At 36.4% G+C, this 20,953-nt stretch carries 22 protein-coding genes; 7 read left to right on the top strand and 15 right to left on the bottom strand.

Translation table 11 applies throughout. The features are described from left to right. Nucleotides 1-8: 8 nt before the first annotated feature. Together OQZ33_RS00105 and OQZ33_RS00100 are read left to right on the top strand one after the other, a co-directional pair. A complete protein-coding gene (locus OQZ33_RS00105; protein ID WP_265797018.1) occupies nucleotides 9-1,787 on the top strand; it encodes a RagB/SusD family nutrient uptake outer membrane protein in 1,779 nt (592 codons plus the stop codon). 21 nt (nucleotides 1,788-1,808) lie between these two features. Then, nucleotides 1,809-2,648, top strand: a complete 840-nt coding sequence (locus tag OQZ33_RS00100; RefSeq protein WP_265797017.1) for an endonuclease/exonuclease/phosphatase family protein — start codon at nucleotides 1,809-1,811, stop codon at nucleotides 2,646-2,648. Between the two features lie 78 nt (nucleotides 2,649-2,726). Here the strand turns inward: OQZ33_RS00100 and OQZ33_RS00095 are convergent, their stop codons facing one another. The 11 genes from OQZ33_RS00095 to OQZ33_RS00050 all read right to left on the bottom strand — a co-directional run bounded on the left by OQZ33_RS00095 (nucleotide 2,727) and on the right by OQZ33_RS00050 (nucleotide 11,391). Further along, nucleotides 2,727-2,981 (bottom strand): hypothetical protein, encoded by a 255-nt coding sequence (locus tag OQZ33_RS00095; protein ID WP_265797016.1) that lies wholly within the window; start codon nucleotides 2,979-2,981, stop codon nucleotides 2,727-2,729. A gap of 63 nt (nucleotides 2,982-3,044) precedes the next feature. Continuing rightward, nucleotides 3,045-3,485 carry a pyridoxamine 5'-phosphate oxidase family protein gene (locus OQZ33_RS00090; protein ID WP_265797015.1) on the bottom strand — a complete coding sequence of 147 codons (441 nt, stop codon included), beginning with the start codon at nucleotides 3,483-3,485 and terminating at the stop codon, nucleotides 3,045-3,047. A gap of 66 nt (nucleotides 3,486-3,551) precedes the next feature. Continuing rightward, nucleotides 3,552-4,070: a thermonuclease family protein gene (locus tag OQZ33_RS00085; protein WP_265797014.1), complete on the bottom strand. Its 519-nt coding sequence runs from the start codon at nucleotides 4,068-4,070 to the stop codon at nucleotides 3,552-3,554. Continuing rightward, nucleotides 4,058-4,267, bottom strand: a complete 210-nt coding sequence (locus tag OQZ33_RS00080) for a hypothetical protein (protein WP_265797013.1) — start codon at nucleotides 4,265-4,267, stop codon at nucleotides 4,058-4,060. The genes OQZ33_RS00085 and OQZ33_RS00080 overlap by 13 nt, the downstream gene beginning before the upstream one ends. 44 nt (nucleotides 4,268-4,311) lie before the next feature. Then, a complete protein-coding gene (locus OQZ33_RS24405) occupies nucleotides 4,312-4,617 on the bottom strand; it encodes a DUF6804 family protein (protein WP_416338733.1) in 306 nt (101 codons plus the stop codon). Beyond that, nucleotides 4,583-5,464, bottom strand: coding sequence for a hypothetical protein (locus tag OQZ33_RS00075; RefSeq protein ID WP_265797012.1), 882 nt, complete (start codon nucleotides 5,462-5,464; stop codon nucleotides 4,583-4,585). Before OQZ33_RS00075 ends, OQZ33_RS24405 begins: the two co-directional genes overlap by 35 nt. Before the next feature lie 8 nt (nucleotides 5,465-5,472). After that, entirely contained in the window at nucleotides 5,473-7,365 is a 1,893-nt protein-coding gene (locus OQZ33_RS00070) for a phospholipase D-like domain-containing protein (RefSeq protein ID WP_265797011.1), read from the bottom strand. A gap of 113 nt (nucleotides 7,366-7,478) precedes the next feature. Further along, a complete protein-coding gene (locus tag OQZ33_RS00065) occupies nucleotides 7,479-8,540 on the bottom strand; it encodes a type I restriction endonuclease (RefSeq protein ID WP_265797010.1) in 1,062 nt (353 codons plus the stop codon). Nucleotides 8,541-8,780: 240 nt separating this feature from the next. Then, nucleotides 8,781-9,446, bottom strand: a complete 666-nt coding sequence (locus tag OQZ33_RS00060) for a response regulator (protein ID WP_265797009.1) — start codon at nucleotides 9,444-9,446, stop codon at nucleotides 8,781-8,783. Between the two features lie 11 nt (nucleotides 9,447-9,457). Then, on the bottom strand, nucleotides 9,458-11,056 hold the full coding sequence (locus tag OQZ33_RS00055; protein ID WP_265797008.1) for an ATP-binding protein: 1,599 nt from the start codon (nucleotides 11,054-11,056) through the stop codon (nucleotides 9,458-9,460). A gap of 131 nt (nucleotides 11,057-11,187) precedes the next feature. Next, entirely contained in the window at nucleotides 11,188-11,391 is a 204-nt protein-coding gene (locus tag OQZ33_RS00050) for a hypothetical protein (RefSeq protein ID WP_265797007.1), read from the bottom strand. Nucleotides 11,392-11,759: 368 nt separating this feature from the next. Between OQZ33_RS00050 and OQZ33_RS00045 the strand changes: the two genes are divergently transcribed. Further along, nucleotides 11,760-12,653 (top strand): hypothetical protein, encoded by an 894-nt coding sequence (locus OQZ33_RS00045; RefSeq protein WP_265797006.1) that lies wholly within the window; start codon nucleotides 11,760-11,762, stop codon nucleotides 12,651-12,653. A 203-nt stretch (nucleotides 12,654-12,856) separates the two neighbouring features. Here the strand turns inward: OQZ33_RS00045 and OQZ33_RS00040 are convergent, their stop codons facing one another. Beyond that, nucleotides 12,857-14,140, bottom strand: coding sequence for an ATP-binding protein (locus OQZ33_RS00040; RefSeq protein ID WP_265797005.1), 1,284 nt, complete (start codon nucleotides 14,138-14,140; stop codon nucleotides 12,857-12,859). 343 nt (nucleotides 14,141-14,483) lie between these two features. Here OQZ33_RS00040 and OQZ33_RS00035 point away from each other — a divergent pair, with 343 nt between their 5' ends. Beyond that, the gene (locus OQZ33_RS00035) at nucleotides 14,484-14,708 is read left to right on the top strand and encodes an ATP-binding cassette domain-containing protein (protein ID WP_265797004.1); all 225 of its coding nucleotides are present in this window, start codon (nucleotides 14,484-14,486) and stop codon (nucleotides 14,706-14,708) included. Between the two features lie 61 nt (nucleotides 14,709-14,769). Further along, a complete protein-coding gene (locus OQZ33_RS00030; protein ID WP_265797003.1) occupies nucleotides 14,770-16,074 on the top strand; it encodes an ATP-binding cassette domain-containing protein in 1,305 nt (434 codons plus the stop codon). 173 nt (nucleotides 16,075-16,247) lie between these two features. Here the strand turns inward: OQZ33_RS00030 and OQZ33_RS00025 are convergent, their stop codons facing one another. The 3 genes from OQZ33_RS00025 to OQZ33_RS00015 form a co-directional block, all read right to left on the bottom strand. After that, nucleotides 16,248-17,327 carry an acyltransferase family protein gene (locus OQZ33_RS00025; protein ID WP_265797002.1) on the bottom strand — a complete coding sequence of 360 codons (1,080 nt, stop codon included), beginning with the start codon at nucleotides 17,325-17,327 and terminating at the stop codon, nucleotides 16,248-16,250. 155 nt (nucleotides 17,328-17,482) lie between these two features. Beyond that, nucleotides 17,483-17,905 (bottom strand): VOC family protein, encoded by a 423-nt coding sequence (locus OQZ33_RS00020; RefSeq protein WP_265797001.1) that lies wholly within the window; start codon nucleotides 17,903-17,905, stop codon nucleotides 17,483-17,485. Nucleotides 17,906-17,983: 78 nt separating this feature from the next. Then, complete coding sequence (locus tag OQZ33_RS00015; RefSeq protein ID WP_265797000.1) at nucleotides 17,984-18,418, bottom strand: ester cyclase; 435 nt, start codon at nucleotides 18,416-18,418, stop codon at nucleotides 17,984-17,986. 196 nt (nucleotides 18,419-18,614) lie between these two features. Between OQZ33_RS00015 and OQZ33_RS00010 the strand changes: the two genes are divergently transcribed. Then, a complete protein-coding gene (locus OQZ33_RS00010; RefSeq protein WP_265796999.1) occupies nucleotides 18,615-19,433 on the top strand; it encodes an endonuclease/exonuclease/phosphatase family protein in 819 nt (272 codons plus the stop codon). A gap of 21 nt (nucleotides 19,434-19,454) precedes the next feature. After that, complete coding sequence (locus OQZ33_RS00005) at nucleotides 19,455-20,843, top strand: Gfo/Idh/MocA family protein (protein ID WP_265796998.1); 1,389 nt, start codon at nucleotides 19,455-19,457, stop codon at nucleotides 20,841-20,843. Nucleotides 20,844-20,953 lie beyond the last annotated feature (110 nt).

Below are 20,953 nucleotides of genomic sequence, written 5' to 3'. Positions count from 1 at the left end.
AATCAACGATGAAAAAACAATATATATGGGCTTTACTGGCTTGCCTGGGTTTGGCAGCTTGTAAAAAGTTAGATCAGAAACCTGAATCAACAGCCACAAAAGATGCCGTTTTTGGTACTGAAAACGGACTGAAATTATATACAAATTCATTTTATAACATGGATTTTTTACCGAAAAACTCTACCAGTCAGGATGCAATGTCTGATTATTTAGCAGTAAGATCGGTACAGGATTTTATTAGAGAAGGTGGTTTTGGAGCAAATAACAGTTCTGGATGGAGCTGGGGTGATTTAAGAAACATCAACTATTTTATTGCCAATTGTAATAATCCGGCGGTACCGGCAGCGGTGCGTAACAATTATTTAGGTATTGCCCGTTATTTCAGGGCTTACTTTTATATGGAAAAAGTGAAACGTTTCGGCGATGTGCCGTGGATAGGCAAGCCCTTAAACATTGATGATCCGGCATTAAATGCTGGCCGAGATAAAAGGGAACTGGTGATGGATTCGGTGCTGGCCGATATTAATTTTGCCTGCGCAAACATCCAGGCCACTAATGATCCAAGTCGTACGACCGTTACCAAATGGGTAGCTCATGCTTATAAGTCGAGATTGTGTTTATTTGAAGGAACTTTTAGAAAGTACCACACAGAACTAAATCTGGTTTCAACGGCAAATAAATGGTTAGAAGAAGCGGCTTCAGCAGCAAATGAAGTAATCAAAAACGGTGGGTATTCTATTAACAATAACGGTGGGCCGGGAGTATCTTATCGCCAGGTATTTACTAGCAACACCCCGGTAACGAATGAAGTGTTACAGGCCTCAGTTGCTGATATTAATTTGGGTGTATTAAATGAGGCTAATTGGTGGTGGACGAGTGGTACCTATGGCGCAAAAGCAAGTTTCACCCGTACGTTCATTAACACTTACCTTAAATTAGATGGTACATCATTTACCAATGATCCGGCTTACCGTACCATGGTTTTTAAAGATGAAGTAAAAAACCGCGATTTAAGATTAAAACAAACCATTAGGTTAGGCGATTATAAAAGGATTACCAGCGGTCAGCAAGTGCCTGCTCCAGCAGTTTTCTCTTACACCTTTACAGGTTATCAACCTATTAAATGGACTTTAGACGATACCTATTTTGATGCAGGGGCACTCAATACAAACGCCATTGCTTTATTTCGTTATGCTGAAGTTTTGTTAAATTATGCTGAAGCAAAAGCTGAATTAGGTGCTTTAACTGATGCAGACTGGGCTTTAACTGTAGGTGCGCTTCGTGCCAGAGCAGGAATAACTGCGGGATTGTCTACCAAACCAACAATAGCCGATCCTTATTTAATAACGAATTATTTTCCGGGCATTACCGATGCGACAATCCTGGAAGTGAGAAGAGAGCGTGGTATCGAACTCAGTTTAGAAGGTTTGCGTTTTCCTGATATTTTGAGATGGAAACGCGGTTCGCTAATGGAACAAGAATGGAACGGATTTTATGTTCCTTCGTTAAATACACCGATGGATTTGAATGAAGATGGTATTTTGGATGTTGCATTTTATCAAGGTACTAGGCCAAACCCTGGCGCAGCTGGTGTAACTTATGTAGATGTTTCGAATACCATTGGTAATGCTACAAACTCGCAAAAGTTAAAAAATGGTACTTCGGGTGAATTGACCTGGATGAATGAAATTCCAAGAAAATGGAATGAGCGGAACTATTATTATCCAATTCCTTTAAACGATCTTCAGCGTAACCCGAATTTGAAGCAAAATCCTGGATGGCAATAAAATAAATCAATTTAGATACAGATGAAAATAAAAAATATATTAACGGCACTGATGTTATTAACATCAATTGCTGTTCAGGCGCAAAAAATAACAGTTGGAACATTCAACATTAGGTATGATAATCCGGCAGATAGTGGAAATTTGTGGAAAGACAGGGCACCAGTGGTGGCAAATCTCATTCGTTTTCATCAATTTGATATACTCGGTGTGCAAGAGGCACTCAAAAATCAGTTGGCAGATATTTCTTCGGCCTTGCCAGAATACGATCGTTACGGTAAGGGTCGCGATGATGGAAAAGATGGTGGTGAACATTCAGCCATCTATTTCAAAAAAGACAGATTCAAAAAGGTGAAGAGCGGCGATTTTTGGTTATCAGAAACGCCCGATAAACCAGGTAAAGGCTGGGATGCAACTTGTTGCAACAGAATCTGCTCCTGGGTGCTTTTGGAGGACGTTAAAAACAAACAACAGTTTTATGCTTTTAATGTGCATTACGACCATCAGGCTATGGTTGCCCGCAAAGAAAGCAGCAAATTAATGCTCCAAAAAATTAAGGAAATTGCAGGTAACTCGCCGGTTTTGCTAACTGGCGATTTCAATGGCGGCAGAGACAGTGAGTGGTATCAAACTTTGGCAAAATCGGGTGCCATTAGCGATGTTTACGGTGCAGTAAAATATCCTTACGCAAATAATGCTTCAGCTAACGGGTTTAGAACGCCTCGGGGTAATGGTGTTATCGACCATATTTTTATGAGCAAACAATTTAACGCCAGCAGATGGGGAATTTTAACTGATACCTATTTTGGCAAGTTTCCCTCTGATCACTTTCCTGTTTTAGCAGAAGTTGAATTGAAACCTTAAGTTAAAAAACAGCTATTTTTGAAAGGGCATCTCCTCTGAATGGGAGATGCTTTTTTTTGTATAATAGCAAAGTAGCGTTTAGCTATGTCCTGTGCCGCTAAAGTTCTCCCGTGCGTCACCAGTTGAGGGTTGAAGATCGCTCGGTATCGTTTCATTGTAGGATATAGAAACGGACTCCAAGTATTCTTTCAACTTTGCAATATTTTCATTTACGACAAGCCGATCTGCTGCGGTATGTTCGGGTGCACCATCCATCGATTTTATTACCTCAAGAGCGTAATCCATAAAATCCTTTACATTTTCTGAGAGCAGTGGTTTTGGTGTAATCATCATTATTTTATTTGTTTGATAAAGGAACAATGAACAGGTGTGAAAGTTTTTTAAAGGATGGATAAATTAACTATCGTGATGCTCATACCTCCCGTTTGCTTCGGTTAATTCTATTTTGAAGACGATAATGTTTTGGTGCAATTCGGAAGAAATACCATGTGAGGGTTCTTCTCCAGGCCGGTTAGTAAGTGGCATAATGCGGTGAATAATTCCTTGCATAGCTTGTTGTCTTAGTTCGCCACTTAACTCCGTATAGTTTCCTGTTAGAATGGCGCTTTCCCAGCGAAAGGTATTGATGATTTCATCTACCTGAAAACAAACCTGTGGGTTAGCACGCATCATTTCTATTTTCTTACCGATACCAGAATGTGCATAGATGGCGTTGTCTTTGTACACGTAATTAATTGGAACAATATAAGTTTCGCCATTTAAATGGCAACCTAATCTGCCAAATGCCTGCCGCTCAAGAAGGTCGATAAGCTGTCTGTTGTTTAATTCTCCTAACATATAAACTTTGTTGATTTAAATCATAAATATACCTAGCGTGTGCTCTAAAAGAAATGATAACGATCATTATTTTCGCTGAAATAATCTCTTTTTAGGTTTCCTCCAGTCCCATGGAGCTATCGGATGCGCATCGTGCCATAGTCCAACTTTATTATTTCTTGCTGTCAGTTCCAGTTGAGCATAGAGCGGATCTGATGAGTACTTTTTAAAATGCCAGGCCATGCCCTGTTTAATCATTTCCTGATTGACAATCTGTTTATTTTGATTCGCAACCACAGCGATTAATCTCTTATAGCGGTCGTATTTTTCGCCATATATCTTAACCTGCTGTCCGAAGCATAAATTTGATAAGGCTGTTTTGGCGTTATTTCCAAAAGGCTGCGAGCCGAGTTTCTCAGGACAATCGATATGAGCCAGACGAATTTTTATGGGTGTGTTCTGATATAAAACTTCCATGGTGTCGCCATCCATAATCCTGATGACTTTGGCACTGAAAGTGGTTTTTTTGAGATCAAGATCTATTTCTTCAGCGGGAACAAACGGCCGAACCCAAAGCAATAAAATCAGTAAAGTTATTTTTCCCATCCACACAATGTTTTGCCCTGGATTTTTGCTTTGTCTAAAGTAGTTTCTATGATTTTATGCTGGCAATTGCTTAAACCACGGCACGTTTTTTTGAAGTGGTATTTTTTACCACCTTCGCTATCGCAAAGGTACACCGATTTGGTTTCACTGCAAGCAATGTTGGTAAGAAGGAAAAGGATGAGAGATAGGGATTTCATTGGGGGGATGATTATTTTTTTATTTCAGGTTTTTATATTGCTGTTTAGGCTTGATAAAGCTGATAGTTTAATGCAATGGACAAAAATACATCTACAATATTCCACATCAATCTACCTAACTCTATTTTAAGAATGGCTGAAATAACAACGCTAAAAGGACGTAAATAATAAAACCTCTCTGATCTTCTTTTTCTCATGATAGATATGCTAAAAAGCCAAAGCCCAATTAAAGAAAAAAATCGAACAAGCTGAAAGTAGCTGTAAGGCATGTTAGCTAGGCAAAGGAGGAGAAGAGCGAGGATGAGTTTGTCATTGCTAATACTTTTTCCATTCAAAGCTTTTGAAACCACTTTCTAATGCCCATTTTCTCCATACCGCTTCAAGAATCTCATTATCTCTTTGCCCCTTTGGATGCTTATAAGTATTTAATTTATCATTTTTATCGCGTTCGTGTGTTTCTAAAATATGAAGATTAATAAATTGGTTTTTCGGGCTTTTATTGATCGGTAGACATAAAGCATTATAGCTCTCAAGGACGTTTGCTATCGTCCTATTAGCAACACAAGATTTTCTAACTTTATCTATTTCATGATTGCCGAAATAAAACTGGCTATTAGCATCTTTGTTTAAATACTCTAAATAGCCGTCTGTGAAGATGAAAATGTGATTTTCATAGTTTACGAACGTTGTATCTATTCCATTCATAAGTTGCTTGTTTTCTTTAACAATTGATTCGTTATCAATCTTCTCACTTAAGAGACTGATCAAGTCCAGTCCTTTATTTCTTTTATTAAGATAAATTTCTCTTGTTTTATTTTCAAAAAGCTCTATTTGCTTCACCAGTCCATTGTTTTTGTATTTACCTGTAGAATTTATAAACTGTTGCTTTTTTCCGATAGTTTTGATTTTATCAAGATCTATCGAGATCGCAGCCGGCTCAGAGAATTGAGAAAAAGAAATTGAAGATTTATCACCAATTTTTTCACCTGGTTTAACACATTCATTTTTGAAAAATTGGACTATTTTATGTATTTCTGAAATATCTTTTGATGGTTTATTGTCAAGTCTACTTGACATATCTGATAAAATCACTATATTTTGATAGGTTAAATACCTGTTTTGTGATTTGGTGTCGACACAACTACTACAAGAGGAAAGCAATAGCATTACGAAAATACTTATTAAAATATTTTTCATTTCTTTCCTTAATTATTAGTGACAATTTGCTCAATCTCTTTAACCCTGCGAGCTACCTCTCCTGTAGCATAAAATTTAGGTAGATGTTCAATAAATCCTGAATTGTATGCTGTGATTACGCTTTCTAAAATTACATCTGTAAAAATTTTACCACTTATTATTTTATTGTTAAAATCATCAAACAGGGTCTTAAGTTGTCTTGATAGCTCTTCATAGTTGCTATCTATCTGATTAAGTAAATTATTGGTGTGAGTTTCAAGATTGAGAATGCTATTTTTTTGATTGTTAATTGCACCTTCGATCTCTTTTATTCTATGGTTGATTGATTCTTTTTCTGAATTAAGATCTATTATTCCTTCGTCCAATAGTTGTATTTTCTTAGTTTTTTCTGCATCCACTAATTCTCTTTCTGAAAGTTTATATGCATTAGTAATGTTTTCAATTAAGTAATGCGTTATAATTAGCGGAACCATCCCAAACATGAATATCATCCAAAACTCACCATGTTTAACAACCTCCCAGATTTGCATTTTAGACTCGTTGCCTATTAGTAAAGAATTTATTTTATCTGTATTAATAGCAATCATTCCTGCAACTAGTATATCAAAAATTGCTAATCCAACCCAAAACAACAAACCATTTACAAATTTATTTTTGCTACCAAGCAACTTTATATTTGATAAAAGAATTGGGAAAAGAAAGAAAATTGAGGCAATAAATCCGAATAGTATTCCTTGATGCTTGAATATTTTAATAATTGCATCAGCATCAACTAGCTTTGGTATTCCGGGGTTAATTCCTGCTTCTAGTGCAGTGGTATAGACATCACTTTCAAATAACATTTTGTATAATGCAGAAGCGAAAAAAAATGATAAATAGCAAGCAAAGATTAATAACAAAAAGGCTATTAAAAAAGTGCCCACAGACCAAAACTTTTTTATGACAAAAGATTGTTCAATTGTACTTCTTTCCAATTTGTTTTTTTCAATTTCTTTATTGATTTGCAATAATCCTTTTTCACCTGTATGTTGATTTCCTGATTCTAATAAAGATTTTTTTTGTTTTAGTTCAGATACCTTATCTGTTATATGCCTATTTTCTAATTCGTTGTCCTTCTTTGATAGGAGTATTTTATCTTGTTTTTCCAGATGTAAACTAGCTTTAGTACTGGTGAAGGCATTTAAAATGTTATCAGTTAGAATATTTTTTTTACTGCTTAAACTGTCATCCGTAGCAAAAGCTCTGATTTCCTCTTTGATATTATTGTATTCTGCTTTAAAAATTTCAAGACTTCCCTGACTATCTCTAGAAGTTTCGTATCCTTTATTTCTATATTCTAATGTATTAATTTGTGCTGCAGAATAGACGAGGTCGTGTAACTGCTTAGAGAAATTATCAATCAAATTCAAGGGTTGCGGATTTAGATGGTCATTATTAGGTGCTTTCGAATTTGTATTTACATCTATATTATGATCTATATTATACTTTATCCTTTCGAATTCAGTAAAAAACTGCTTGTATGTAGCTGGTTCGTCTGAAACTTGAATGTTTTCGACATTGTTATTGCTGGCATTATAAGAATAGTTGTAGGATCCGTTTATCGAAATTCTATTATCTATTAAGCAAAATTTATGGTGCATCATTCCTCTGACATCGCCTGTGTCAAATGCATGTACGCTAATATTCGAACCTCTTAACATTACTTTAACTGTTTCATTTGATGCATTTGAAGATAGAATGATATCGATAGTTACATTTCTATTTTTTGCATCAATTATCGCAGTTGCAATATCTCTGTCAGTAAACCATGCCATTGCAAGATAAATGCACTGACTTGCATTGAGGATTTCCGAAATTATTCGTTGCTTAATTTCCGAACCGTTTGTTAAGATGTCATTCATATGTTACTGATTTCCCTGTTTATCTTATTTCTTAAAATGCAAGATCACTTCCTCTCGCTCTCCTGAGCAATTGGAAGCAACCCCTACATTTCCGTGAGAGAATTGAACGTTAACTAATAATTATCTATGGTTTGGTGTAGATGGCTGCGGTAATTGTAAATCTCATCCAGATTGAATATTTGCTTTTTATCGCCAGCGTCTTTGCCATTTGCAAAAGTCCCCAGGTATTTATTGGCTGTATTGAAATGAAAGCGGCAAATCGGTTTTCTGTTATTGTCATCAAGTAAAACTCCGAAGTACGATTGTGTATCTCTTGGAGCGATACGCGTAGATGCGATTTTTTCTCTTAAGATGGCTTTCACAATTTGGAACGCTTCCAGCTCTTCTTCGGTAGTTATAATTTTAGAGTCACTACCATCATCGATTAGACTAACTTTTTGATCTACCTGTATGTCTGGTTTTTCATTAATGTTTAATGCAGATTTTAATCTATCGCTAATAGATTCATTTATAGAGAGGGTAAGCGCTTTTTTAGCATATTCTTTAAAAGCTATCATACGGCTGGCAATTAATGGTTTATCAAAAAAGCGACTAACTAGAAGTTTGATGAGTTCATCTGATGGGTTTTCAATTTCTTTTTCAAACTCCTTTCTAATCGCTTTAATGTATTTAAAGCCTTCAGCCGAATCTAAAATTGTTTCTAAATTGTATTCATTTTTGGTAAAGCTTTCTAAAATTTTTATGGCATTATCCTTCAGGTCTTCAATGTCGATGGTTAAGAAAGGTTTCTCATCCATGATATTTGGTTTTTCTAAATCAGCATAAAAATTGTAAACGGTACCATTGGTTAATACGCCAAATCTGGCTTTGGAAACATGATAATAACGGTGTAATTGTGAGTTGTGCGCATCGGCATTTTCTTTCCAGTGTTTGCATTCAAATATGAGAATAGGCTCATTATTTTTTCGAATTACATAATCAACCTTTTCGCCTTTCTTGGTGCCAATATCACAAATATGCTCTGGAATAACTTCAGTCGGATTAAAAATATCGTAGCCCAAAATTTGTATGAAGGGCATTACAAATGCATTTTTTGTAGCCTCTTCTGTATTAATTTGATCTTTGAGTCCAACTACCCTTTGGTGAAGTTGCTCTAGCTTTAGTTTAAGATCCATTTCCTGAAGTTTATTTTGAGTTTGCTTGTTTTGATCAAAATTAACTACATGAAAGGATCAATTATTACGGGAAACCGTAAAGAGAAAAAATTGTTTATAGCTTTCATTCCTCTCGAACCAACCTAATTTTTCATTGGTTGAGAAGAATTTTTTTAGCGGTTATTATAGGAATAAACCTCATAAACATGCAGGATGCCGTTCGGGGTGAAAGCGCATATTTCAATACAGAAGATTTTCGAATCAAATAATCCCCAAATCTTTACAGTAGGCTACCAACTGCTCATTTTTCGAAAATTCAAGTGAATCTTTAATAGTACCCAATCGCTTTTCGAGACTACTTAAACTAGCTGGTTTTATTTTATGGTGTAACAAATAGGTTGGAATATCTTTTTGTGGAGTGCCTTGCGAAAGCAAAGAAATAATAGTTACATCATATTCTGTAAACTCGAAAGTATTTTTTTGCTTCAGCGAATGACGTAAATCTTCGGATAGATAGGTTTTGTATTGAGCAATATTTTCAAGTGCCTTTTTCAAATCTTTGGCATCGTGGCGGGCTTTACGTACGTAACCGTTAATGCACAAATTTTTAAAAAGATTATCAATTATTGCCGGATTGGTTTCCGCAGAAAACACCAATATCTTAACAAGGGGTTGAATTTGTTTTATGGCTTCAATTAATGCTAAGCCACCAGAAAGTTTTTGTTTACGATGATCTTCTTCAAAAGAAAGGTCGGTAATGAGCAGATCAAAGGGCTGATCATCGCCTAAGCTTTTTTGAATATGCATAAATGCATCATCACAATAGTAGGTATATTCAGTTTTGGGAATGCCTAAATCTTCCAATGTTTTTCTAACTGAAATACTCGTGCTTTCGTGGTCTTCTGCGATTAATACTCTTTTGAACATTTAATTTTGAGTTAAGAAACAGGAAAAGAAATGCGAACCTTCAGTCCTTTCTCCGCTTTGGTTTCAAAGGTAAGTTTCCCTCCAATCCCATCTATACGGGAAACCGTATTTTTCCATCCATTATTAAAAATTTTGTCTTCAGGCATGCCTATGCCGTTGTCGGTATACCAAATATTTACTTGATTTTCTTCTTGTTCAAATTTTAATACAACTGTCGTGGCTTTACTATGCTTTTTCATATTAACCATCAGCTCCTGTAAAACCTGTTCGATTTCGTACCGCACAATGGGCTGCACTTTTTCCCACAACTTGACTGAGTTTCCGGCAATAAATACTTTGGTTTGTGGCGTGGCGAATGAAGTTAATATTTTTGATATTTTAACCTCAAAAGATTTCAAATCGTGATCGGGTTTATCGTAAGAGATATCCCTTGATTTTTCGTAAAGCACCTCGATTTTATCGATGATTGCTTCACGATCAATTTCAGGTTGATTTTCCATCTCACTCATTACCCGATACAATCCGTTTGCTACAACATCATGAACTTTTTTCGAGGTTTTTAATCTATTTTCTCGAATGGCACTTTCCTTTTCGAGTTCCATTTTTTGTTGTCTTTTTTTATGCCAAAAGAAAGCACTAATAGATACTGCAATAAAAACTACGAAACCGGAAGCCAGCAATAATTCTCGCTTGATAATTTGATAACGTTTTTCGGTATTGTCTTTCTGTAAGATTAAATTATCGGCCTTGCTTTTTTCTGATTCATATCTGACAACCGCAAACTGGTTTTTTGCAGCGTTCCTAGCGGTTTGCAAACTATCGTTTAGGTGCTGATAAACATCGAAATATTTCTTTATTTCCACAGTTGGACTAAGTTTAATTAACTTATTTAAAGCTTCTAATTGATCATCGGGACTATTTAGTTTTTGTGCAATCTGATACATGCTCAATGCATAATATAATGCTGAATCGGGCATCTTATTAGTATAGTAATCTGTTAAATATGAATAGCTTAAATTTTGACACCAATCATCTTGGGCTTGTTTCCCGATTCGAAGTGCTTTAAGTAATTCTGGAGCAGCAACATAATCAGGATTCTGGAGCCATTTTGTTTTAGCGATATTTGAGATTAGGCGGGAATAATCACCGTAATCCTTAGTTTCCTTTGATCTGATTAGATTGAATATTTTTAGGGATTCTGCGAATCGGCCAAGCTTTTGGTAGGCCAAAGCTTTGTTGTTTTGCATCGTGCTAATGTATGCTGGATTGGTAGAAAAATGGATCGCCTTATCATAGTAATCAACAGCTGAACGGTAATTTTTGAGGTTATCACTAGTATAACCGAGCTCATTATAATTGGACGAAATACAGCTTAGGTGCCCTGATTTGTTTTCTTTTAAAAATGACATCGATCGCATTATACTCTCTTGGGAGCCATAATAATCTCCTGCGTCTGATTGTATAACAGCCATATAATTATACGCTTTTGCAACTGTTAAACTATCCTTATTAGTTGTGGTTACTCTATTAAAATAATAAAAGGCAGAGTCATTGTTCTTTTCATATAAAGATTTTGCATGCTTGAAATCAGCATCAAGCGGAACAGCCATCTTATTATGTTTTTTATTGCAGGCAAATAGGATGATGGAGAGTAAAAAGAGAGATAGAGGGTTTTTCAAGGGAGATTTTTTCTCAAATATAATAAAAGAGCGATTATATCAATCGCCCTTTTATTTGAATTTTATGGTGTTGGTGGTACGTGGCCTTTGTCACCACCTGTATCATCGTCATCATCATCGCTGCCATCGCCAGGGTCTTCATTACCACCATTTGGGTTGGTTTCACTAATGCTTACAGTTGTATTGTTGCTGCTACAAGATGATGTTTGTGATGCTGATGGATTAACTAATCCTAATAAAATTGCTAAAAATAAGGGTAAAAACATGATTCAAAAATTTTAGAAAATGAAATACTTGCAGTTCCCCTCGAACCATTCGAGGGGTTTGCTACGATGCAAATCAGAAGGCCTTCTGAAAATTTTTGGGAAGTGTTTGAGTTCCTGCCGCGGCTGCTTTTTAACTGCTTCCCAAGTCAGTTATAGGCAACCGCGATGTTTACTCTGTTAGCAAAACTTGTTTATGAAGTGCAGTTAATTAGATTGCACTTGTGCTGTTTGCTGATACAAATATGAGTCGGTATAATGGCTTTGTTAGCAGGCGATTCCGATAATACCGATCTTACCGATCGAATTCTTACAATACCTTTGACGATGTCGAAAATTCCGATAAATTTGTAGGCGTTAATGCTCTCCCTATGTTTCAAAAATACCAAGACAAAGTTTTAGAAGCTTATAAAACTAAAATTGAAAGCAAACAAATGCTTCAGTTGGTAGGAATAAGTCCAGCACTACTCAGAAATGAATGTGTAAATATTTACAGAGAGCGAAAGGGTGATGAAAAAGGTATCCCTTCTTTGCGAGTGTTTTTCGGGCCGGATACAAACAACAAAGGTTATCTAAAAATAATCGATGAGTACCCAACAGGTAGATTCAGATCGCTGAGTAATTTTTTCAGAGGAATTCCCGTTAAGCCAGACAGGAAAAATATTGAACTTTTGGCTTGGTTAATTGATTATAAACCCAGACCCTATCAAGCATTGGGGGGATATGATATTTCTTCGGATGGTACTACCGATGCAACTAGTAAAGACATAGTTGTAGAGCAAAAACAATTTCCAGAAGTTGAAAGAATAGATATCAAAGAAGGGGAGGATAATTGGCAAAAAGAGCCGGCTAAAGAAGCTGCTCTGGAAGTGAGAGAGGTTCAGAAAGGTATTCCAAAAAAATATTATAAATCTATATTCGCTTTTGGAACTGCGGCCGCTGTTGCAATGGGCGCATTTATTTTCTATCCTAAAAACTATCAATGTATGTATTGGACAGGCGATCATTATGTAGGAATAGCATGCGATCAAAAAGCGTCATCACCAGTAATTGCTTTGGATACTTTTAAGATTTCGAATTTAAAAAAGATAGACAAACGGGATACTTTGACAGCTGCATCTATCGGTAAAGTTCATTATGCAAAAGTTAAGGTTGATAGTGTAGACTTTTATACTTCAGGAGGCGATCATCCAACCAATAGCACAAAACGCCTTTTGCCATTAACACAGTATATTCTAACTAAATATGTTGCCAACAAAAAATAAGAGGTATAAATTAATATTTTTATCCCTACCTCATTTATAAAATTTCGGACGATCGAAATAGTGATGATTATAAGATTGGCTGATGATCTAATTCGATGACGGTGTCTTTCATGCGGAACACCGCCTAACGGCCAATTCATTTCTAATTTTCTTTCTCTTAAATTTCGATTGATTAGTAATCTACACTGATCTACTTAAAAATTTCAATCAGAAATCAAATGTGTTGCATACATCAGTCGATGAAGCTGTTGACTTTCTTCTTCATTGGGTTTTAGTACATTTTCCAACAGGTCCAACAGCGAATCTGCATCCCTCATTTGGGAAAAGATAAGATTCAAGGTCAACTTTTCTTGTGCATCATTTAGGCCTTTAAACATGCGTGGCTGAATGCAGTAAATCGCTTTTACCAATTCGATGAAAAGCTCCTTTTGATTTAAATCGTTATCATTACTTCCAAATTTGGGCATCGAACCCGATAATAATAACTTTTGAATTAATTCATCAGCAGCATTATTCTTTACAAATTCCTTTTGCTTGTTGACGACAATTTTTTGCAGCGCCTTAATTAACTGTTTAAAAATAGGACTCTGTGGATTGGAACCAAATAGATTTCCCGTTTCTTCTGTATCATTGAAATTAAAAAGATTGAAATAATCTGATTCGATATAAACGCTGTGATAAAAATTAATGGCGTTATTGTTAAAGGATGTGAGCTGCTTAAAAACCTCTTTTTTATCGCTGTTTAAAAAGTAGTAATAAAATTTATCGCCTATTTTTTCGTTCCAGCGAACAAAGGTAATGGTAAACATAAATCTCGATGTGGAAGCATCTACAATTTTCCTTTCAAAAATTTCGTGGTCGGCCAGGAGGTCTTCATATATAATTCTTTCACCATTAATGCACAACTGAAAATCGTGTTTGCTATTTAACAATAAAAACCAGCCAAATTCTGATTTCAGGTGGTTGATAAAGGCATCGTTGGTGAAATTATAGGCAGTTACACCGAAAAGATTTACCAGTTTTAATCGTGTGCCCGATGCATTCTTTACCCCCTTTTGTTGGTGTTCATCGGCATAAAAATCTTTGTTGCTTGCATTAATGGTGATATCGTAAGTGGTAAATGCCTGTGTATTTTCATCAAAAAATGTAGTATTCCAAATGGCGGTTTGCGCAAAAGCAATAAAGGAGAAACGCCCCTTGCCTTTTTTGCCACGAACGTAAGATGAACGATGATCGGTACTGCGTTTTAACGAATCGAGAAATGCCCCAAAGGTTTGGTTAAGGTTATTGAGGTTAATGCCGCTTCCGTTATCAATAATTTCTATCGATGGAATGAAATCAATTTCATTGGTATCAAAAACGAGATCAATTTTGGTAGCTCCGGCGTCAAAACCATTCCATATCAGCTCTGAAATGGCCTCCATGTAATCTCTGGTAATGCCCGAAAACTCGACACTGTTATTATTGATGCTAACCTTATTTTCCATAATGCAATCTTGATTTTACGAACCGCAAAATACTAAATTAATTAGTAAATAAAAGTAAAAATAAATTGGATTTAAACTGGCTCACTGAAATCCCATTGGGTAAAAAAGGATACTCTAAACTCCAATTATCGGCAGCATTTTGTTGCTTAACACAGCTGGTCGGTAAACCGTATACAGGGAAAATTTTAATAAGGCAAATATTTTGAATTTGGTTACTTTGGATAAATCACTAAATTTGCGGTAAATCATCGCAGTATAAAATGTAAGAGCAAATTCTTTCGATAAAACAAACGGTATCCAATTGCATTGGATCAGAAATTATTTACGTTTTAACAAAGATATCATGCTTACTTTACAAGGCCTTGCCTACCAACATCCCAATCTGGATATATTATTTTCTAATTTAAATTTTACCCTTCAAGCCCATAACAAAGTAGCCTTAGTGGGTCAAAATGGTTCGGGTAAATCTACTTTGCTCAATCTTTTGGCTGGAACGTTACAAGTTACTAAAGGTTTGCTACAGGCGGATGATCAACCCTATCTAGTTCCAAATTTTTGGTCAGTTTAATCATTTAAGCATTGCAGAGGCCCTAAAAATTAACGACCGAATTTCGGCTTTACATGAAATTTTGGATGGAAAGGCAACTGAAGAAAACTTCGCAATTTTACAGGATGATTGGACTATTGAAGAGCGTTGCCATGAAGCTTTTGCCTATTGGGGACTTGAAATAGCGGGCCTGAATCAAAAGCTGGATTTACAAAGTGGTGGGCAAAAGGCCAAGGTTTTCCTTGCTGGAATCTTCATTCATCAACCAGAAATTATTTTGATGGATGAGCCGAGTAATCACCTTGATGTGGAAAGCAGGCACTTATTATACAAGTTTATACGGGAAACTAATAAAACGTTGCTTATTGTAAGTCACGACCGTATTTTGCTCAATCTTCTTAACCTCACATACGAATTGAACCAAGGCGAAATCAATACCTACGGAGGAAACTACGATTTCTATTTGGCACAAAAACAGATCGAAGAAGAAGCCTTATCTAATGCCCTTAGGGCCAAAGAAAAAACGCTTTGGAAAGCGAAAGTGGTTGCCCGTGAAACTATTGAAAGGGAGCATAAATTAGATGCCCGGGGAAAAAGGAAACAAGAAAAAGCGGGTTTACCTACCATATCAATGAACACCTTGAAAAACAAGGCCGAGGGCAGTACAGCTCGTGTTAAGCAAATGCATGGCGAAAAAATCAGCAGCATAAGTAAAGAATTAACAGAGTTAAGAAGTACTATTCCTTTAGCTGGACAGATGAAAATTGGCTTTGATCAATCCCAGCTTCATTATGGCAAAATACTTGTTGAGGCAAGAGAAATTAACTTTGCCTATGGTGATAACAAGCTCTGGCTTTCGGCACTTAATTTTGAAATAAAAAGTGGTGAAAGAATCGCATTAAAAGGAATAAATGGATCTGGCAAATCTACTTTGATCAAGATTATTTTAGGAGAGTTGCTCCCTCAAACAGGAACAGTTAAAAACGCCACCTACGATGCAATTTACATCGATCAGGATTATTCTTTAATCAATAATCAACTCATAGTTTATCAGCAGGCACAACAATATAATACGGGCGAGTTACAAGAACATGAAATCAAAATTAGGTTAAATCGGTTTTTGTTTGATAAAGGAGACTGGGATAAGCCTTGCAGTGCATTAAGTGGGGGCGAAAAAATGAGGTTGATGCTTTGCTTACTAACAATCAAAAATAAGGCACCAGATATAATGATTTTTGACGAGCCCACCAATAACCTCGATATTCAAAATGTTGAAATATTAACGGGAGCTATTGACGAATTTAAGGGAACACTTTTAATCGTATCTCACGATACTTATTTTTTGGAGCAGATTAATATTGAAAGGGAAATAGTATTAGATAAATAGCTTTGTTTAAAAAGTCTGGAAATGAGAAAGCCTCATATCTCTATGAGGCTATATTGAATGTCTTATAAGTATCCACCGATAAAACTAAACCAAACAAACTATATTATAAACACAAGTGTAATTGGTTTGTTTTAAAATTTTTAAAAAATTTTGTAAATTTTCTTAGGTTGGATTTATAGCGCCTTTATTCGCTTTTTGGAAAGATATTTTCTAACAGGAATATCAAATATAATCATGGTTAAATAGGCTAAGGAAACTAAGGCGAGTACCCCACCTGTAATCACTAAAGCCACTTCTGTTCCTTTTGGTTTGTACGCATTGTAATAATTGGCAAATACCCAAATAGCCATGTAATGTGTCATGTACAAAGGATAAGATATCTTGCCAAAAAAGGTGCATAATTTGGTTAACCCCTGGGTGGCAGCGGTTCCGGCACCTAAGGCAACCAAAAAGGGGAAATAAAATAAGACCACTAGTGATTCAGTTAGCCAGTTATAGTTTGAATACGGCATAAAAAATGCGAATAACAGCAAGATGGATAAGCCAACAAAACCGAGCTTGTTTTTAATGATCCATTTGGAGCGATAAATTAATAAGCCAGCAGTAAAAGAGTATAATATCCTTGCCCCACCTTCCCAAAAATTTTCTCCGGCCCAACCGCCCAATAATGAACCCGTACGATAAGCAACTACTACCAGAATAATAGCGGCAACGCCAGCGAGTGCGATTAAATACTTTCTGGCCAATTTGTAAAGTACAAATGCATAAACAATGTTCGCCACATATTCCCAAAATAAAGACCAGGCTGGCGCATTTAAACCGAAGTTGTTAAAATAGCGCTCTTCCATTGTTGGAAAAGGAATTAATAAGGCAGAAGTAAAAAACAATAAAGTGATTTTGCCTATGCTATATTGGGCAGCGGTACCGCTAAAGGGATCGAAAATAAAAGTTAGCAGTCCCAATACAGAACCAAAAATAACCAGAGGATGTAACCTGATGATCCGGGATTTAAAAAACTCCATAATGCCCATTTTTTCAAGGCGATCATCATAAGCATAGGCAATTACGAAACCAGAAAGGCAAAAGAAAAAATCGACAGCTAAAAACCCATGACCGAGAAAATTTTTGCTAAACTCAAAAACTACTTCCAAAAAATGGAAAGCAACAATAGCAAAAGCAGCCACGCCGCGTAATCCATCAAGAATAATAAAATGTTGTTTGGTTTTTAATAAACCTGGAGTTACATTGTTCATGGTATGCCCTTTGCTCACATTATTAAAATAAGCAAGAAACAAGAATACGTATTTGACTAGATGATGTCAAATTAAAGCCGGTAGGATTTTGATGGTTTGTGTAACAATAAAAGGACCTTCTGTTTGTTTGAAGGTCCTTTTATTGGCTTTTTAAGCTAATAACTCCCAAAATTAATCATCCATTGGATCCCAAATTTATCTTTGAAGCTTCCAAAATAATCTCCCCAAAACATATCTTCCATGGGCATTTCGATAGTTCCTCCTGCTGATAAACCATTGAAAAGTTGATCCGCAACTGCTCTGCTTTCTGCAGCGAGATGAACATACATATTATTACCTTCTCTAATAACATGTCCTGCTGAAGGCATACAATCTGATGCCATCAAAATAGTATGCTCATTAATGGGAAGTGCAACATGCATAACCCGATTTCGCTCATTTTCGGGTAATTCATCCGCGTTAGGCGCATCACTCATTTTTTTAAAAAAGATAAATTCGCCGCCCAATACCGATTTGTAAAAATTGAAAGCTTCTTCAGCCTGGCCGTCGAAGTTTAAATAAGGATGCATGGTTCTCATAAAATTTTTACTATTTCTGCTAAGTTAAGCAGTACCTAAATTTTACAAAGGGGGGAGTTGAGACAAATTTGGGGCTTATTAAACTAGATTGTTTACTTCACTCCCTGTTAACTTCTGCATTAAACTATAAATGTCGGCAACTGCCCAATGTTCAATAATTTTTTCATCTCTTAAACGAACAATATTTACTTCCTCGTACTCGATCTTTTTCCCTGTAGCTGGGATGTTAAGAAACGATTCTTTATGCGTTCCCGTTATAGTGAATTTGCACATCACTTTGTCGCCATCACCTAAAATATCGTCGAATTTTATTTTTAAATCAGGAAAACCCAGTTTAAACACCTCAACGGTATCATAAAAGGCTTTATCGCCTTCGCGTTGCCAAGGAAATGTTTTATGCACTTTAACCCCGCTATCCACGAACTTAGTAATGGCATCCAAATTGGCATTGTTGAGCAGCTCATCAAAAAATACCTTGCAAATCGCTTTGTTTTTCTCTACTTGATTATCCATAATTTTTATATTTTTTGTTGAAGAATTAATAATTAAACAGGATAAAGTACATGTTGTTTCCGCAATTTTGAGATCGTAAAACTCATGAGAGTCATTTGATAAATTGCGTTTTGTTTCTTTTTATAACGATCGTATTACAATTTCTTTCGATTGGTTTTATTTTTTAAATTCGAAAAGCCATTAAGCCAACAAAACAATGACTAGATTCAACTTCGTTTCCTATTTTTTACTTCTTACCATTTTGCTTTTTTCTTGCTCTCCTAAAACCAGTATAACGAGGAACGATCAAAGCACCATTCGCGTTTTAACGTATAATATTCATCACGCCAACCCTCCATCCAAAGCAAAAGAAGGCTTGATTGATTTGGATGCCATAGCCAAAGTGATTGAGGCGCAAAAACCAGATTTAGTTGCTTTGCAAGAAGTTGATGTAAACACGAAACGTTCGGGAAACATAAATGAAGCGGTTTTTTTAGCCACCAGGCTGAAGATGAACTTCTATTTTTTTAAAGCGATAGACCATGATGGCGGAGATTACGGGGTAGCAATACTTTCGAAATATCCGTTGAGCGATCCGCAAACCTATAAGTTGCCTAACAACGGCGAAGCAAAAGCAGAACCACGGGTATTGGGAATGGGTACGGCTACACTGCCCGACGGAAGAAAAATCCGTTTTGCGTCAACACATCTCGATGCACAGAAATCGGAAGAGAATAGAATGATGCAGGTAAACGAAATCAATAAGTTAACGGAAACAGAAACCCTTCCGCTGATTATTGCTGGTGACTTAAATTCGAACACAAGCTCGGAGGTGGTGAAAGTTTTCGACAAGCAATTTGTTAGAATCTGTACCGACTGTGGTTTTACAATACCTGTAATCAATCCTAAAAATACCATCGATCACATCGCCTTTAAAAAAGGAAATAATTTCGAAGTGATTTCTCATCAGGTAATTAATGAAACGTATGCTTCTGATCACTTGCCTGTTTTAGCCATACTGAAACTGAATAAATAAATCGACCTAAACCAAACACCTATGAACCGCAGAAATTTACTCAAAACTTTAAGTATAAGTTTAGGCGCAACCGTAGTGAGCACGGATGTACTTGCCCGCTTGGCGGATAATACTTACAGCTATCGTATAGCTGATAATCCTTTTCATAAACCCTTAGAAAAGCCCATTACGGCAATTACTTGTGGTGCGGGAAACCGGGGCACTGTTTACGGTAATTTTGCGGCCAGTTTTCCCGATCAGATAAAAATAATCGGTGTAGCCGAACCGATTCCTTACAGAAACCAACGATACGCCAAAAAGCACAAAATTGCTGATGAAAATCGGTTCAATACCTGGGAGGATGTATTTAAAAAACCTAAAATGGCTGATGCTGTTATTATTTCCATGCCTGATAATTTGCATTACGAACCTTGTATGCAAGCACTAAAGATGGGATACGATATCCTGCTGGAAAAACCCATTGCGCCTACCGAAAAAGAATGCCGTGATATTTTGGCTTTGGCGAAGAAAACGGGAAGAATTGTTGCGGTTTGCCACGTATTACGCTATGCGCCATATTTTGTAAAGATGAAAGAGCTGATTGCAAAAGGTGCTATTGGTGAGGTAATCAGTATTCAGCATTTTGAGCCTATCGAACATACCCATATGGCACATTCTTATGTGCGTGGAAACTGGCATAATTCCAAAGCCACAACGCCTATAATTTTAGCTAAATCTTGTCACGATTTAGATATTATGAAATGGGTGATCAATAAGAAAGCCCAGCGTATTGTGGCCATGGGCGATTTAAAATGGTTTAAAAAAGAAAATGCGCCTGAAGGAAGTACCGCCCGATGCACTGATGGATGTGCGGTGGAGCGGGAATGTCCGTATTCGGCAATTAAAGAATATGTAGATCGCAATTCGAGGACATCGGTTTTGGATATCCCTGAAGGTACAAGCGACAGAAAAGCGGCGGTAATGGAGAAACTTAAAACAACAAATTATGGTCGTTGTGTTTATCGCATGGATAATGACCAGCCAGACCATTATGTAACCAGTATTCAGTTTAGTGATAGCGTAACCGCAAACTTTTCTATGGAAGCTTTTACTTCATACCATGATAGAAGAACCCGGATTATGGGTTCGATGGGCGATATGGTTGGCGATATGACAGAGCTGGTGGTACATGATTTTAAGACCAGAAAAGAAACGAAATTTATTCCAAAAGCTGATGATGTAGATGGTTATAAAAATAGCGGGCACGGTGGTGGCGACTGGCTTTTGGTTAAGGATTTTTGCCAAGCCGTATCACAGCAAAACCCTGCATTATTAACCTCTACAATTGATGAATCTATAGAAAGCCATATTATGGGTTTTATGGCAGAGAGCAGCAGAAAGAATGGTAAGGTGATGGATGTAAAAATTTAAAGGATTTTCATGATCGTCATCTTTGCAGATGAGGGATGATCATGTTTTCTATGAGGTTTCTACTGGTTGGTGTCTCCACCAATGCTATTAACTTAAGCTATTTATATGTT

The organism is Pedobacter sp. MC2016-05, from assembly GCF_026239735.1.
In the GTDB taxonomy this organism is placed as follows: domain Bacteria; phylum Bacteroidota; class Bacteroidia; order Sphingobacteriales; family Sphingobacteriaceae; genus Pedobacter.
The sequence above is the reverse complement of the archived record's forward strand: the minus strand, read 5'-3'. Positions and strand labels throughout refer to the sequence as shown.

What these genes read in the sequence shown, in the direction of transcription:
- OQZ33_RS00105 (WP_265797018.1), top strand. Translation starts at nt 9, where the DNA reads ATGAAAAAACAATATATATGGGCTTTACTGGCTTGCCTGGGTTTGGCA.
- OQZ33_RS00100 (WP_265797017.1), top strand. Translation starts at nt 1,809, where the DNA reads ATGAAAATAAAAAATATATTAACGGCACTGATGTTATTAACATCAATT.
- OQZ33_RS00095 (WP_265797016.1), bottom strand. Translation starts at nt 2,981, where the DNA reads ATGATGATTACACCAAAACCACTGCTCTCAGAAAATGTAAAGGATTTT.
- OQZ33_RS00090 (WP_265797015.1), bottom strand. Translation starts at nt 3,485, where the DNA reads ATGTTAGGAGAATTAAACAACAGACAGCTTATCGACCTTCTTGAGCGG.
- OQZ33_RS00085 (WP_265797014.1), bottom strand. Translation starts at nt 4,070, where the DNA reads ATGGGAAAAATAACTTTACTGATTTTATTGCTTTGGGTTCGGCCGTTT.
- OQZ33_RS00080 (WP_265797013.1), bottom strand. Translation starts at nt 4,267, where the DNA reads ATGAAATCCCTATCTCTCATCCTTTTCCTTCTTACCAACATTGCTTGC.
- OQZ33_RS00075 (WP_265797012.1), bottom strand. Translation starts at nt 5,464, where the DNA reads ATGAAAAATATTTTAATAAGTATTTTCGTAATGCTATTGCTTTCCTCT.
- OQZ33_RS00070 (WP_265797011.1), bottom strand. Translation starts at nt 7,365, where the DNA reads ATGAATGACATCTTAACAAACGGTTCGGAAATTAAGCAACGAATAATT.
- OQZ33_RS00065 (WP_265797010.1), bottom strand. Translation starts at nt 8,540, where the DNA reads ATGGATCTTAAACTAAAGCTAGAGCAACTTCACCAAAGGGTAGTTGGA.
- OQZ33_RS00060 (WP_265797009.1), bottom strand. Translation starts at nt 9,446, where the DNA reads ATGTTCAAAAGAGTATTAATCGCAGAAGACCACGAAAGCACGAGTATT.
- OQZ33_RS00055 (WP_265797008.1), bottom strand. Translation starts at nt 11,056, where the DNA reads ATGGCTGTTCCGCTTGATGCTGATTTCAAGCATGCAAAATCTTTATAT.
- OQZ33_RS00050 (WP_265797007.1), bottom strand. Translation starts at nt 11,391, where the DNA reads ATGTTTTTACCCTTATTTTTAGCAATTTTATTAGGATTAGTTAATCCA.
- OQZ33_RS00045 (WP_265797006.1), top strand. Translation starts at nt 11,760, where the DNA reads ATGTTTCAAAAATACCAAGACAAAGTTTTAGAAGCTTATAAAACTAAA.
- OQZ33_RS00040 (WP_265797005.1), bottom strand. Translation starts at nt 14,140, where the DNA reads ATGGAAAATAAGGTTAGCATCAATAATAACAGTGTCGAGTTTTCGGGC.
- OQZ33_RS00035 (WP_265797004.1), top strand. Translation starts at nt 14,484, where the DNA reads ATGCTTACTTTACAAGGCCTTGCCTACCAACATCCCAATCTGGATATA.
- OQZ33_RS00025 (WP_265797002.1), bottom strand. Translation starts at nt 17,327, where the DNA reads ATGAACAATGTAACTCCAGGTTTATTAAAAACCAAACAACATTTTATT.
- OQZ33_RS00020 (WP_265797001.1), bottom strand. Translation starts at nt 17,905, where the DNA reads ATGAGAACCATGCATCCTTATTTAAACTTCGACGGCCAGGCTGAAGAA.
- OQZ33_RS00015 (WP_265797000.1), bottom strand. Translation starts at nt 18,418, where the DNA reads ATGGATAATCAAGTAGAGAAAAACAAAGCGATTTGCAAGGTATTTTTT.
- OQZ33_RS00010 (WP_265796999.1), top strand. Translation starts at nt 18,615, where the DNA reads ATGACTAGATTCAACTTCGTTTCCTATTTTTTACTTCTTACCATTTTG.
- OQZ33_RS00005 (WP_265796998.1), top strand. Translation starts at nt 19,455, where the DNA reads ATGAACCGCAGAAATTTACTCAAAACTTTAAGTATAAGTTTAGGCGCA.